We start from the raw sequence: 12,305 nt of genomic DNA on the forward strand, positions 1-12,305 counted from the left end.
AGGATTATTGAAACGTGGATGAACGTCAAGCCCTGATCGCCTTTGGCGCGCTGTCGCAGGATACACGCCTGCGCCTTCTGCGATTGCTGGTCGTTGCCGGACCGGAAGGCATCGCTGCCGGCTCGCTTGCCGAACAGGTCGAGGTCTCGCCGTCCAACGTCAGCTTCCATCTCAAGGAATTGGAACGGTCTGGTCTCGTCACCGCGAGGCGTGATTCCCGCTCGATCGTCTACAGCGCCGAGTACGATGCGCTGTCCGGGCTGATCCGCTTCCTGATGGAGGATTGCTGCTCGGGCCGCCCGGAAATCTGCGCGCCGGCGCTTGCGGCGCCTTGCTGCGCGCCGGGCGAGGGGACCCGGCAATGATCGTCACGCGCGTTGCCCAATTCCCCGTTGCCGACCCAAGGGCCGACCAATGAGCGCTTTTGACCTGTCGCGCCGGTTCGTGGCTGAAGCCCTGGGCACTGGCCTCCTGGTAGCAACCGTGGTCGGCTCCGGCATCATGGCCGAGACGCTGACGCACGACACCGCGCTGGCGCTGCTTGGCAACACGCTCGCGACCGGCGCCATGCTGGTGGTGTTGATCACCGTCCTTGGCCCGATATCCGGCGCGCATTTCAATCCCGCCGTTTCGCTGGTGTTCTGGCTAAACGGGTCGCTGCCAGCCCGCGACCTTCCTGCTTATCTCCTCGCGCAGGTGGCCGGCGGCATTGCCGGCACGATGGCGGCGCACCTTATGTTCGCCCTGCCGATGCTGGAGGTCGCAACAAAGCTGCGCGCCGGACCGGCTCAGTGGTTCTCGGAAGTGGTCGCGACATTCGGCCTTGTCGCCGTCATTCTCGCCGGCCTTCGTTTCGAGCGGCGGGCCGTCCCGTGGCTGGTCGGGCTATACATCACGGCGGCCTATTGGTTCACGGCGTCCACCTCCTTCGCCAATCCCGCCGTCGCCGTGGCGCGCTCGCTCACCAACACCTTTTCGGGCATCAGACCGGTCGATCTGCCGGCCTTCATCGCGGCCCAACTGCTCGGCGCGCTGATCGCGCTCGCGCTGATGGGCTGGCTGCTCAAGCCCGAAACCGTTGAGCAACACCAGCCAATGAAAGCAGAGCCATGACGGTTACGATCTATCACAATCCCGCTTGCGGAACCTCGCGCAACACGCTCGCCATGATCCGAGCCAGCGGCGAGGAGCCGATCGTGGTCGAATATCTGAAGACGCCACCGAGCCGCGAACGGCTGCTCGAACTGATTGCGGCAATGGGGATCTCTGCGCGCGGGTTGTTGCGGGAGAAGGGAACGCCTTACGGCGAACTCGGCCTTGCCGATCCGAAATGGAGCGACGACGAGCTGATCGATTTCATGCTCGCCCATCCGATCCTGATCAACCGGCCGATCGTCGAAACGCCGAAAGGGACAAAACTCTGCCGACCGTCGGAGGCGGTGCTGCCACTGCTCGACGATCCGGTGCGCGAATTCGTCAAGGAGGATGGCGAGAAGGTGGCCTATACGCCGCCGGCTTGATGCAGTTCGGCCCGACGCGCAGTGCGCGGCGGTGTCCGCGATGCCGGGGAAGCGCTTGCGGTATGCGGCCGGCGCCACGCCGATAGACCCGATCGGCGTTACGCCGATATGGCGCGAAAAGGCGCGCGCGCAGCGTGTCGGCGCGGGCGGCCGTACTTTACATTTTTGTAAATTGCCCTCGGCGGTTAATTCGCGATACGGCTCGCCAGCGGTTCGGCTCGGTTATCCGCGTGATGGGCACTTCCGGATGAATGGGCCGAGCCGAATTCAACTTGGGAGAACGCTATGATTCGCAAGGTTCTGGTTGCAGCTTCGGTTGTTGCGCTTTTCAGCATGCCGGCATTTGCGGCCACGCAATATTGGGTGGCAAAGGACGCCACCACCAAGAAATGCTCGGTGGTTTCCACGAAACCGGACGGCAAGAAACTGACCGATGCCGGGACGAAGGCCTACACGTCCCAGGCCAATGCCGAAAAGGCGCTGAAGATGCTCAAGGACTGCAAGTAAGCTTTCTGTCCTAAAATTTGTGCCCGCTCCGGCATGCCGGAGCGGGCTTTTTTCTTCGGCGGGACTGCCGTCGGCGAAAATCTTCTCGGAGCGCTGTTTTTGGGCGTGGGCGGAATGCGGTCTAGGCGAAGCTAGCGCTCGCGGGCAACGCTCAATTGGGGGTCTGTATTTGCCTGCCTGCGGCGTGCGCCGCTGACCCTCGGAGCGGCTCAGCGGATGCGAGATTGGTGTGAAGCGGATGCGGAAGGCGATTGGCGTTGAGGCCGGCGACCCTATTTGCCGCGCCGCGCAAAAAACCCGACCCGGCAATTGCCGGATCGGGTTCTTCTCATTCATCTCACAATGGTGGGCTTCTGCCTCAGTCCCGATGCTCCGGCATCGCCTTCAGCTGGTCCTTCGTCCAGTTGGTAACGGCATGCACGTCACCGTCCTCGTCGCGCATAAAATCGAGTTGGCTGGCGGTAACGGCCACCGGTTTGGCGCCGATACCGAGGAAGCCGCCGACATCGATGACGACCTGGCTGCCATGCAGGTGGTCGACCGAGCCGATCTTCTCGTCATCCGGGCCGTAGATGGTCGCGCCTTCGAGGATGTCGGGCGTGAGCTCGGCATTGGTCAGTCTTACGTGGCTGGTGTGGTCCATGACGCATCTCCCGTGGTTGTACAGGGGATGAACCTCCGATCGGGCCGAGGGTTCCGCCGACGGAGCGAAAAGCGGGCGCTGGTCAGCGAAGCGCCGCCCATCCCGTCACGAGGACGAGCACAAGCGTGACCAGCGCGCCCGAGACATAGAGGATCGTCCTGACATTGCCGCCTTTGGCGGCGTTTCCGCCACGCAGGTAAATCACCATGTGGACGAGGCGTATCGCCACGTGAACCCAGACAAGCACGGCGAGCGTCACCGGCCCGACGCCGACCGTCATCGCCAGCACCGCGGGCACGACGAAGGGCGCCAGCGCCTCGACCGAGTTCATGTGGACGCGATCGATCCGGTAGAGCGGGTTGTCGTCGTCGGCCGGGATGACCGGACCCGAGAGCTTGCCCGCAAATCCCTTGGACGAGCCGGAATAGATCGCCAGCGCCACCGATAGCAGGCAGAGCGCAAGCACGCCGAGAATGCTCAACCAATAGGCTTCCATTTGCTGCGCTCCTTCCAATTGCTGTCATGCGGGCTGCGGCCTTTGGTTTGGCGTGGTGCCGTCAGACCGCCTGCGCAAAAATCGCCTGATACCGCTGCAGGTAGAGCGGCCAGCCCTGATCGCCGTCGACCCCGCCGCGCACGCTTTCCCAGCCCTGGCCGTGGCGCTCGATATGGCGATGCTCGATTTCGACACGGGTGCGGCTTTCCGCCTCGGCCGTGAAGCGGACTTCCCACTCGCTGGTCTTGGCGAGGTCGGTTTCGATCTGCCAGCGCGGGCTGATGTCCCAGCTTAGGAGCAGCCGGTTCGGCGGCTCGTAGGCAAGCACCCGGGCGAAGCGGCACTCCGAGCCGTCGACACCACGGTCATAGACATGGCCGCCGACCCGCGGCTCGAAGATCGTTTCCACGATCGGAACGGCGAGCAGATTGTGCTCGCGTGGTTTGAAGCTGCCGAAATCCTCAATGAACACCTTGAAGGCGCGCGCGATCGGCGCCGCGACGACGACTGAATGTTTTACGGGCGCGGGTGCCGGCTGCTTGATCATGTCTCGTCCTCCGTCGGCTGCTCGACAATTTGCGTGTAGGCGGCAAGCGTTTTCACCCAGAACTGGTCGATCTCCGCCCGGAAGGCCGCGAGGCCGTCCGGGTCGATCCGGTAGATGCGCTCCTTGCCCGAGCGCGTGTCGGCCACCAGCCCGGCATCCTTTAGAACCTTCAGATGCTGCGAGACCGCCGGCCTTGTCACCGGCAGCACGTTGGCGAGTCCGCTGACCGAACTGGGTCGGTCGACCAGCAGTTCGAAGATCATGCGCCGCGTCGGGTCGCCGAGCGCTGCCCAGTATTTCGCGTTAGTGGCCACTAACGCGAACCTTAGGGCGGTGCATCTGCCCTGTCAACCTGCATGGTGAGTGGCACCCATGTGGCCGGCCCGATTGTCGCCGGTTTCGTTGCGCGGTTTCTGCACACATCCGACATCATCCGGGCGACAATTTCGGCCAGCTTCTCGCTGGTGTGGGCCCGGGGGGAAATTCATTGCGCAAGGCAATCTCGACCGTCGTTATCCTGTTGCTGATCGTCCTGATTTCGGGCGCATGGTTCCTCTGGCAGAGGAGCGGCGCCTATGGGCTGAATGTTCTTCTGCGCCGGGGCGGCAGCTACTGGATCACCGTTGCGGCCGACGATGCGCGGCTCTCGCCGTCGATGCGGCTTGCCTTGCAGCCGGCAATCCCTGACGTCACCGCCGGTGCCGGCGCATGGAAGCAAGTGGAACTTGGGTTTGAAGCCAGGGAAGTACCTGTTGTCGCGGGCGGGCAGGAGGTTGACCGCCTTTATCTCAACCGCTTCGATCCGGCCAGATTCCGCTTCATTGCCCGCAGCGAGCCGGGCGGTACGAAAGACATCGACCAATGGGAAGCCGCACTTCACGCAGGTGGCCAGGGCGGCACGGTGCTGATCGTCAATGGCAGCTATTTTGGGCTGAAAGGCGAAGCCGACACGCCCCTGGTCAGCATGGGCGAAAGGCTCGGCCCGAGCGACTATGATGCCAAAGCCGGCGCCTGGGTCGCCAACGCGTCAGGCACGCATGTCGTAGATCTTGCCGGGCGCGACTGGCGGGCGGTTCTGGACGGCGCCGAAAATGCAATGGTGTCCTATCCGCTGCTGATCGGCGAGGATGGCGGCAACGCAGTACGCGCAAAGAGCAACTGGCTGGCCAACCGCACCTTCATCGCCGAAGACCGTCAGGGCCGCATCATTGTGGGCTCGACCAAGGACGCCTTCTTCTCGTTGGACAGGCTGGCGACCTTCCTGCTCAAAACCGACCTCGACATCAAGACCGCGCTCAATCTCGACGGCGGCCCCATCGCCGGTCTCAGCGTGCGCTCGGACAGCTACCGCCTGAAGCATTATGCGAGGTGGGAAGCCCAGGTGGCGGAGGGCAAGGTCTCGCTGCTGCAGGCGCCGAGGGACGTGCCCTGGGGCATGCCTGTCGTTCTCACCGTGGAACGCAAATAGAACGTCCTCGGCTTCTCAACTGCGCCGTTTCGCCTTGAGACTCCGCGCCGCCTCTTCGATCGCGGCGCGATCGTTGCCCAGCCGGTCGAGCAGTTCCTGCGCCTCATCGCCCGAAATGCCGGTGCGCACGGCAAGCGCCTCCACCGTCTGCACATCCGCGCTGTCGATCTCGCGCGTTTCGGGTAGCGCGTCGTCCGCCGTCAGCGGCAGGGCCGCCTCGCGGTCGATCTCCAGTTCGGCCTGATGCCAATGCCGTTCGTGATTGCCGAGGATGCCGCCCTCGCGTTGAAAGATCTCATAGGCGCGCTGCCTGATCTTCTCGGTCCGATCGTCGTCCATCGCCGTTCCTCCTTGCGTGTCGTAAGAACGCAGGACAGGGCGGAACGATCCGCGTGGTTCCCGAAGTGATCGCCGGTACTACCGGGCACCGCGCGGGTTCGCCCGTCGGGTCAGGGCCCGTATATTGCCACCGGCTTCCCGAACATGCCGGGCTCCGGCTTTACACCCAGCCCCGGTCGCTGCGGCACGGCGATGTGACCTTGCTTGATGACCACTGGGTGCCTCTGGTCGAAATGGCCCTTGATGTATTCCTGGGCGATCCAGGCGCCTTCCATGCGGCGCGGCTCGGCGGTTGCCGCCAGATGCACGCAGGCCGCGGCGATAATGTCGCCGCCCCAGGCGTCGTCGCAACTGTGCGGCAGCGAGCGGATCGCGCAAAGGTCGCGCACCGTGGTCATTTTGGTGAGGCCGCCGAGCCGCGTCACCTTGAAGCCGAAGCCGTCGGCGATGCCCATGGCAATCGCCCTCAGCACCGCGTTCTGGTCCTCGGTGCTCTCGTCGAGATAGACCGGATGCGTCACGCGGCCTTTCAGCGTCGCGATCTCGTCGATCGTGTTGCAGGGCTGTTCGAAGACGAAGGGGATCGCCTGGCAGAGCCGGTCGAGATGGATCGCGGCGGCGACCGTCAGGCCGCGATTGCCGTCGACCGCGATGCGCGCCCTGTAGCCGACCGCTTCCCAGACCTTGTGGACGACGGCGACGTCTTCTTCGAGGTTGCGCCCGCCGATCTTCACCTGCAGGCGCGGATAGCCGGCCTTCACCTTGTCGGCGGCGATCCTGGCCGTCTCGTCCGGCGCCCCGACAATCAGCGAATAATAGGCCGGCACGCGATCGGTCAGCGCGCCGCCCAAAAGCGTCGAGACCGGCACACCGAGCTTTTGACCGAGCAGGTCGAGAAAGGCCATGTCGAAGGCGGCCTTGGCGTAGCCGTGGCCGTTCAGGCGTTCGTCCATGCGTTTGGCCAGCAGCCTGATCGAGGCGATCTCCTGCCCGATCAGCCCGGGGGCGATCTCGGCGATCGCGGCGCGGGCGCCCAGCGCGTGATGCGGCTGGTAGACCGGGCCGATCGGGCAAGTCTCGCCCCATCCGGCAAAGCCGTCACCGGTCACGATCTCGACAAGTGTCGAGTCCAGCGCCTCCACATCGGCGCTGGCCATACGGTAGACGCCGCCTTTGACCGGCAATTGCGCCGAATAGACGTTGATCCGGTCGATGCGCATACCCGGCTCCCCTCGAGAATGCATGGACAACAGGGCCTCAAGCGGCCCGTCTTACATCCGCGCTCTGGCGGAGGTCGGATCGTAAGGCGAATCCGGAACCACCTCCGCGGCCTTCCATTCGCCCAGGATCGCCACGTCGAGCTTCGTGCCGGACCTGGCAAAGCGTTCGGGCAGCAGCGCAAGCGCCACGTCATGGCCGAGCGCGTAGCCGTAGCCTCCCGAGGTGATGCGCCCGACCAGCTTGCCGTCGCTATAGAGCCCTTCATTGGCAAGCGTGCTTGCACCGTCTGTGTCGATCCTCAGCGTCACCGAGCGGCGCCGGTCATTGCGCTCCTTGTATTTCAGAACCGCGTCGCGCCCGATGAAGTCGCCCTTGTCGAGGCGAATGAAGCGCTCCAGCCCGCTCTCCAGCGCATTGAGCTCCGGGTTCATGTCGCGATACATGGCGCGATAGGATTTCTCGAGCCGGAGCGATTCCAGCGCATGCAGCCCGACCAGCCGCATGCCATGCTTCTCGCCTTCTCTCAGGATCGCGTCGAGCAATTGCCGCTGGTAGGGCAGGGGATGGTAGAGTTCCCAGCCCAGCTCGCCTTCATAGTTGACGCGCAGCAGCCGCACGTCGCTGGCCAGAGCCACGTTGCCGGTCTTCACGCCGAACCATGGGAAGCTTTCGTTGGAAAGATCGATCTCCGTGAGGGGCTGCAACACGGCCCGCGCCTTCGGCCCCACCACCGTGAAGCAGCCGCGATCGTTGGTGACGTTCTTTAGGGACACGCTGCCGTCGGCGGGCAGCAGCCTGGACAGATCGTCGAAGTTCCAGCGCTCGGCGCGCGGCGTCGAGATCAGATAGAACAGCTCCTCGCCAAGCCGCGCCACCATGTATTCGGCCTGCACGCCGCCATTGGCCGTCAGATGATGCGCCAGCGCCATCTTGCCGACTGAAGGCAATCGGTTGGCGATGATCCGGTCCAGCCAAGCAGCGGTGCCCGGGCCCGACACCTCGAACTTGGTCATCGGCGTCATTTCGACCAGGCCGACGGCGTTGCGCACCGCCAGCACCTCCTCGCCGACGAGGTTGCCCTTGGGCGTCCAGCGCCAGCTATACTGGTCCTTAGCCTCGACGCCGTTGCGCGCGAACCAATTGGGCATCTCCCAGCCATTGAGCACGCCCCAGACGGCGCCCAGCTCGGTCAGCCTGTCATAGGAGGGCGCGGTCTTTTGCGGCCGCGCGGCGGGCATATCCTGCCCGGGATATTTCTGCTCCGCATGCGTGCCCCAGGCCTCGCGCACCTTCTCGCGCGTCCAGGCCTTGTTGGCGTAATCGCCGAAGCGGCGCGGATCGAGATCGGAGGTGTCGAGGCTGTTGCCGCCCTCGACGATGCGCTCGGACAGGTAATAGCCGATCGTGCCGCCCCACAGGATGCCGCCCGGGACGCCTTCGGCGAGCCAGACATTGGGCAGGCCCCAGGCCGGTCCCATCAGCGGCAGCTCGTCCGCCGTCATCTGGAAAGGGCCGCGCACATTGGCCTTGATGCCCACGCGGCCCAAGGCCGGCACCAGTTGCAGCGCCTGTTCCCAGTTCCACGACACCGCTTCGAAATCCTCTTCCAGCAGGTCGGCGCCGAACCAGGATGGGACGCCGTCCTCGGCAAACAGCTTCAGGTTCGCCGTGCGCTCATAAGGTCCGAACATCAGCCCGTCGCCTTCCTCGCGCAGGTATCCTTCGAACCCTTCGTCGCGCAGGATCGGCATTTCGGGTCGGCCGGCGCGCTTGCGCTCCACCACTTCCGGCACCGCTTCGGTGATCCAGTACTGGTGCAGGATCGGGATCGCCGGGATGTCGAGCCCGAGCAGCGCGCCGGTCTGGCGCGCGTAATTGCCGGTGGCGCATATCACATGCTCGCAGGTGATGTTGCCCTTGTTGGTCTCAACCAGCCACTCGCCGCCCGGTGTTCGCTTGAAGCCGGTGACCTCGGTGTTGAGGTAGACCTTGGCGCCGAGATCCCGCGCGCCCTTGGCCATGGCATGCGTCACATCGGCCGGCGCGATATGGCCGTCGTCGGGATGGTAGAGCGCGCCGAGCATGCCCTTGTTGTCGAGCAGCGGCCAGAGTTTTCGCGCCTCATCCGGGGTCAGCAATTGCGCCCGCATGCCCTGCACCTCGGCCACACTCATATAGCTCTTGAACTCGTCGAGCCGGTTCCTGGAATTGGCGATGCGCAGCTGCCCGCATTTGTGCCAGCCCACGGGCTGCCCCGTCTCGGCCTCGAGCCCCTCGTAGATCTCGATGGTCTTGTTGATCATCCGCCCGACATTGATGTTGCGGGCATAGGAAGGGATCAGCCCCGCCGCATGCCAGGTCGAGCCGGCGGTGAGCTGCGTACGTTCCAACAGCGCCACGTCGGTCCAGCCGCGCTTGGCGAGCCCATAGAGGATACCCGCGCCGACACATCCTCCGCCAACGATCACCACCCGCGCATGTGTCTGCATCAAATCACCAGTCCGGCTGTTCAGAGCAAAAGTGCCGCTGAAAGCTACAGGCGGTGATTGGCGCTGTAACGTCTTCAAAAATTGGGGGTGGTGATAAACTGGACTTATGCATTCTGTCCGCGGCCCGGCGCGGGCCCGCGGTACTCACCTGGCTTGTCCCTCTTGCGCGGCCTCGTCCTTGAAGTCGACCTTCGTGCCCGGCTTGACCATGGCGGCGAGGTCCTCGGCGTCCCAGTTCGTCATCCGGATGCAGCCATGCGAGAAGGTGGTGCCGATCTTGCCGGGATCCGGCGTGCCGTGAATGCCGTAGCTCTCGATCGAGAGGTCGATCCACACTGATCCGACGGGATTGTTGGGCCCCTTAGCGATGGTGAACGGGCGCTTGGCCTTCACCCCCTTGAAAGCGAATTTCGGATCGTAGTGATAGGTCGGATCGTGCACCACGCGCTTGACCTCGGCCTGGCCGCTCGGCGCCGGCTTTTCCTCGCTGCCGATCGAAGCCGGATAGACCGCAATCGCCTTGCCCGACGCATCGAGGGCGCGCACCTGGCGGGACGCCTTGTCGACCTCGACGCTGCCAATCTGTGAAGGAGGATCGCCTCGGCCGACATGGGGCACCACCAGGGTCGTGCCGGCCTTGCTGAATCCCGCGCGGAGGTTGAGCATCCTCAGCACTTGTTCGCTGACATGGAACCGCTCCGCCAGCTTCTCCCGCGCGTTGCGGTAGCCGAGGCGCTTGAGACGCGCCATGCTCTCCATGCGAGCCGGAATGCGGCTGGTGAACGGGCCGCGCACATCCTTGGCCGTCACCTCGTATGTCGTCAGCACAGGGCCGGCGAAAGTTGCCGCGAGCTTATCCCAGGTCTCTCGCGTGAGATTGCCGTCAGAAGGCAGTCCGTTCGCCGCCTGGAAGGCCGCGACGGCCTTGGTGAAGTTCTGCGAAACGCGGCCGTCGATCAGGCCGGGCGAGAAGCGGGCGCGATCCAGCAACACCTGCGCCTTGAGCAGCATCGGGCTGATGCCGTTCGGTTGGCCCTCGCTGAATTGCGCCTGATTGACGGCGTCGGGCTCCAGCCTCGCTGCCAGCGCGCCGCCGCATACAAGCGCGAGCGCCACCGAGACGACGACAAGGAACCTGACCATCGACATCACTCCGCAACCACGATAAGGGCCTGCCTCTATGACGCGGCACGTCCGATCTGGTTCCTGTCGCGGGGGGGCACGAAGGTCATCATGAATATGCGCTTTCCCCCATATATATTTGAATTTTAAGCCGGAAAGCAGTTCCCAAGAACGCGCAGAAGTGGCATTATCGCATAAGGGCCTATGCATTGCCCGATTATATGGCCCCCCGTCCTGGTAACCGGCGGCTCCCCAACGCCCCCCGCCCATGCCGTCGGTTGCCTCCATTTGGGAACTAACTATCCAAGCTGCTTCTTGTCCGGAAGAAGGAGGCGGCGTTGTCCGCCGCCTCGGCCACATCAGACATGCTTCGGCTGGACACTTCCCAGGATGGGGGGAATGGCGCCATCCTCGATAAGGATGTCCTTCTTGCGCGCAAAGGCGACGAAAACGCCCCTCGCTGTTTCCGCATCCACATCCCCGGCCAGGGCGGCCCGGCAGGCACGGATGGCCGCCTTCTGCTCGGGGCTGTTGCCGCACCAGTCGACAACGAATCGATAGGCGTCCACGACGGTGTTCAAATGACGCGGAAACCCCAGTCCTACCCAGACGCGGATTGGCTTTTCGAATGATTTGGCGAGCATCGCGAACGTCCTCTATCCGCGATGACGTTAGACGGTCAGGCCGCCGCCCTTGCCGCCCTTATTGATCATCCAAGGCAAGGTGGTGCTTACGTCTTCCTGGATTCTGGCGGACTTCGCAAAACCGCAAAATGCCTCTCTGGCGGCGGCCAGCGGAAAGCCGCTGTCGAATGCGCGCTGGCAGGCGCGCAGCGCCGTTTCATAGATCGGCCCACGCCGGTTCTTGGGCCATTCATAGAGAAATTCCAGGGCGTCTTCGAGGCAGGCGATTTCCTGGATGAGGCTGTTTCCGCTCTTGACGAAAACAGGGCTGTCGAACATCCGATCGTTCATAAGATCCTCCAAGTCGAACGAACAGTGTGAGTTTTGAAAGGGGGCGGGGATCGCAGCGGCCCGCGCCTGCATGCGATATGGGTTTATGAGTTCGAGCCGTCAAGGACTTGGCGGGCGCGGTCATGTCCCATTTCGCAAGCCCAATGTCCCGCGCGCTGTTTGGTCGATCAGACCGCATCCAAGCCGCCGGCGGCGGCCTCGTCAGCGACTGGAATTGAGCTTCTGGATACGCCCCTTATCCAGCCGGAACACGCCGTCCGTACCGCCTTGCTGCTCGAAGTCGGTTTGAAGCTCATCCCACGTGCCGAGATATGCGCCGCACTCGGCGCAATGGATCGGCGTTGTGGGTAGGGCATCGGCCGGAATCTGCAGACGGATGGTGCCGCAAAACGGGCATTCCAGCTTGTGGTCCAGATATTCGCCAGCCATTTTGCGGAGCATCGCGCAATCGGCACGTCTTCGCAAGCAGGGATTTCCGACGAGCTTTGCTTCAGTGGGCTCGATCTGCGAAACCGCCAGTCGCGAAACGCCTTCATTGCCGCGGAGTCCGGCAGAGCATCCGCCGCATTCAGCCGGTCAAACGCGGCTTGAGGTGGACGTCTGAACACGCGCCTTTATGATCCGTGCTTCTCGAAGAAGCGACGGTCGGTCGCGCCCGACGGCCTTTATCAGCCTCCTGGCCTGAGCGTCCGAGATGCCGGTTTTCTCTTTAAGCAGAATGACCAGCTGCTTGTCGTCAATACGACCATGGGAACTGCCTTCACCGGGTTCAGTCATGACAAGAATCCTCCTTCCAACCGAACTGGAAAGACCGTCGAAAGTTTCATCGTCGGCCCAGCATTGCCTCACTGCTCCGCAGTGGAGCCTATCTGCCCAGTGGCCGCCGCGAGAGCTCCGTCAGCTCGCGCCTCCCCGCCATGTAGTTCGCGATGATGCGCAAGGGCCGCCGCTCGCGCTGCTCCTCGGTCTCATTGGCGCT

General features: G+C 63.8%; 17 protein-coding genes. 5 read left to right on the plus strand and 12 right to left on the minus strand.

Annotation, left to right across the window (positions count from 1 at the left end):
* The first annotated feature begins 14 nt into the window (after nt 1-14).
* The 4 genes from ACVMIM_RS16830 (at nt 15) to ACVMIM_RS16845 (ending at nt 2,027) form a co-directional block, all read left to right on the plus strand.
* Nucleotides 15-365: an ArsR/SmtB family transcription factor gene (locus ACVMIM_RS16830; RefSeq protein ID WP_476113334.1), complete on the plus strand. Its 351-nt coding sequence runs from the start codon at nt 15-17 to the stop codon at nt 363-365.
* A 49-nt stretch (nt 366-414) separates the two neighbouring features.
* On the plus strand, nt 415-1,113 hold the full coding sequence (locus ACVMIM_RS16835; protein ID WP_476113336.1) for an MIP/aquaporin family protein: 699 nt from the start codon (nt 415-417) through the stop codon (nt 1,111-1,113).
* Nucleotides 1,110-1,520: an arsenate reductase (glutaredoxin) gene (gene arsC, locus ACVMIM_RS16840; RefSeq protein WP_476113338.1), complete on the plus strand. Its 411-nt coding sequence runs from the start codon at nt 1,110-1,112 to the stop codon at nt 1,518-1,520. Before ACVMIM_RS16835 ends, arsC begins: the two co-directional genes overlap by 4 nt.
* A gap of 285 nt (nt 1,521-1,805) precedes the next feature.
* Complete coding sequence (locus tag ACVMIM_RS16845; RefSeq protein ID WP_224669944.1) at nt 1,806-2,027, plus strand: hypothetical protein; 222 nt, start codon at nt 1,806-1,808, stop codon at nt 2,025-2,027.
* 358 nt (nt 2,028-2,385) lie between these two features.
* On the opposite strand, the gene ACVMIM_RS16850 is transcribed toward ACVMIM_RS16845, so the two are convergent.
* From ACVMIM_RS16850 to ACVMIM_RS16865, 4 genes are all read right to left on the minus strand, one after another.
* Complete coding sequence (locus ACVMIM_RS16850) at nt 2,386-2,670, minus strand: hypothetical protein (protein WP_041001639.1); 285 nt, start codon at nt 2,668-2,670, stop codon at nt 2,386-2,388.
* An 82-nt stretch (nt 2,671-2,752) separates the two neighbouring features.
* The gene (locus ACVMIM_RS16855; protein ID WP_476113339.1) at nt 2,753-3,166 is read right to left on the minus strand and encodes an MAPEG family protein; all 414 of its coding nucleotides are present in this window, start codon (nt 3,164-3,166) and stop codon (nt 2,753-2,755) included.
* 61 nt (nt 3,167-3,227) lie between these two features.
* Nucleotides 3,228-3,713, minus strand: a complete 486-nt coding sequence (locus ACVMIM_RS16860; RefSeq protein ID WP_476113341.1) for an SRPBCC family protein — start codon at nt 3,711-3,713, stop codon at nt 3,228-3,230.
* Nucleotides 3,710-4,027 carry an ArsR/SmtB family transcription factor gene (locus ACVMIM_RS16865; protein WP_476113343.1) on the minus strand — a complete coding sequence of 106 codons (318 nt, stop codon included), beginning with the start codon at nt 4,025-4,027 and terminating at the stop codon, nt 3,710-3,712. Before ACVMIM_RS16865 ends, ACVMIM_RS16860 begins: the two co-directional genes overlap by 4 nt.
* Nucleotides 4,028-4,200: 173 nt before the next feature.
* Here ACVMIM_RS16865 and ACVMIM_RS16870 point away from each other — a divergent pair, with 173 nt between their 5' ends.
* Nucleotides 4,201-5,181 carry a phosphodiester glycosidase family protein gene (locus ACVMIM_RS16870; RefSeq protein ID WP_476113345.1) on the plus strand — a complete coding sequence of 327 codons (981 nt, stop codon included), beginning with the start codon at nt 4,201-4,203 and terminating at the stop codon, nt 5,179-5,181.
* Nucleotides 5,182-5,196: 15 nt separating this feature from the next.
* Here the strand turns inward: ACVMIM_RS16870 and ACVMIM_RS16875 are convergent, their stop codons facing one another.
* The 8 genes from ACVMIM_RS16875 to ACVMIM_RS16910 all read right to left on the minus strand — a co-directional run bounded on the left by ACVMIM_RS16875 (nt 5,197) and on the right by ACVMIM_RS16910 (nt 12,103).
* On the minus strand, nt 5,197-5,520 hold the full coding sequence (locus tag ACVMIM_RS16875) for a DUF2934 domain-containing protein (protein WP_278050065.1): 324 nt from the start codon (nt 5,518-5,520) through the stop codon (nt 5,197-5,199).
* 110 nt (nt 5,521-5,630) lie between these two features.
* Nucleotides 5,631-6,740, minus strand: a complete 1,110-nt coding sequence (locus ACVMIM_RS16880; RefSeq protein ID WP_476113346.1) for a mandelate racemase/muconate lactonizing enzyme family protein — start codon at nt 6,738-6,740, stop codon at nt 5,631-5,633.
* 51 nt (nt 6,741-6,791) lie between these two features.
* Nucleotides 6,792-9,230 (minus strand): GcvT family protein, encoded by a 2,439-nt coding sequence (locus ACVMIM_RS16885; protein ID WP_476113348.1) that lies wholly within the window; start codon nt 9,228-9,230, stop codon nt 6,792-6,794.
* 144 nt (nt 9,231-9,374) lie between these two features.
* Entirely contained in the window at nt 9,375-10,373 is a 999-nt protein-coding gene (locus ACVMIM_RS16890) for a L,D-transpeptidase family protein (RefSeq protein ID WP_476113349.1), read from the minus strand.
* Nucleotides 10,374-10,711: 338 nt separating this feature from the next.
* Complete coding sequence (locus tag ACVMIM_RS16895) at nt 10,712-10,996, minus strand: DUF982 domain-containing protein (RefSeq protein WP_476113350.1); 285 nt, start codon at nt 10,994-10,996, stop codon at nt 10,712-10,714.
* 27 nt (nt 10,997-11,023) lie between these two features.
* Entirely contained in the window at nt 11,024-11,326 is a 303-nt protein-coding gene (locus ACVMIM_RS16900; protein WP_278050070.1) for a DUF982 domain-containing protein, read from the minus strand.
* Between the two features lie 201 nt (nt 11,327-11,527).
* Nucleotides 11,528-11,755 carry a hypothetical protein gene (locus ACVMIM_RS16905; RefSeq protein ID WP_476113351.1) on the minus strand — a complete coding sequence of 76 codons (228 nt, stop codon included), beginning with the start codon at nt 11,753-11,755 and terminating at the stop codon, nt 11,528-11,530.
* 147 nt (nt 11,756-11,902) lie between these two features.
* Nucleotides 11,903-12,103 (minus strand): hypothetical protein, encoded by a 201-nt coding sequence (locus ACVMIM_RS16910; protein ID WP_278050072.1) that lies wholly within the window; start codon nt 12,101-12,103, stop codon nt 11,903-11,905.
* Nucleotides 12,104-12,305 lie beyond the last annotated feature (202 nt).

Source organism: Mesorhizobium sp. USDA 4413, from assembly GCF_056280365.1.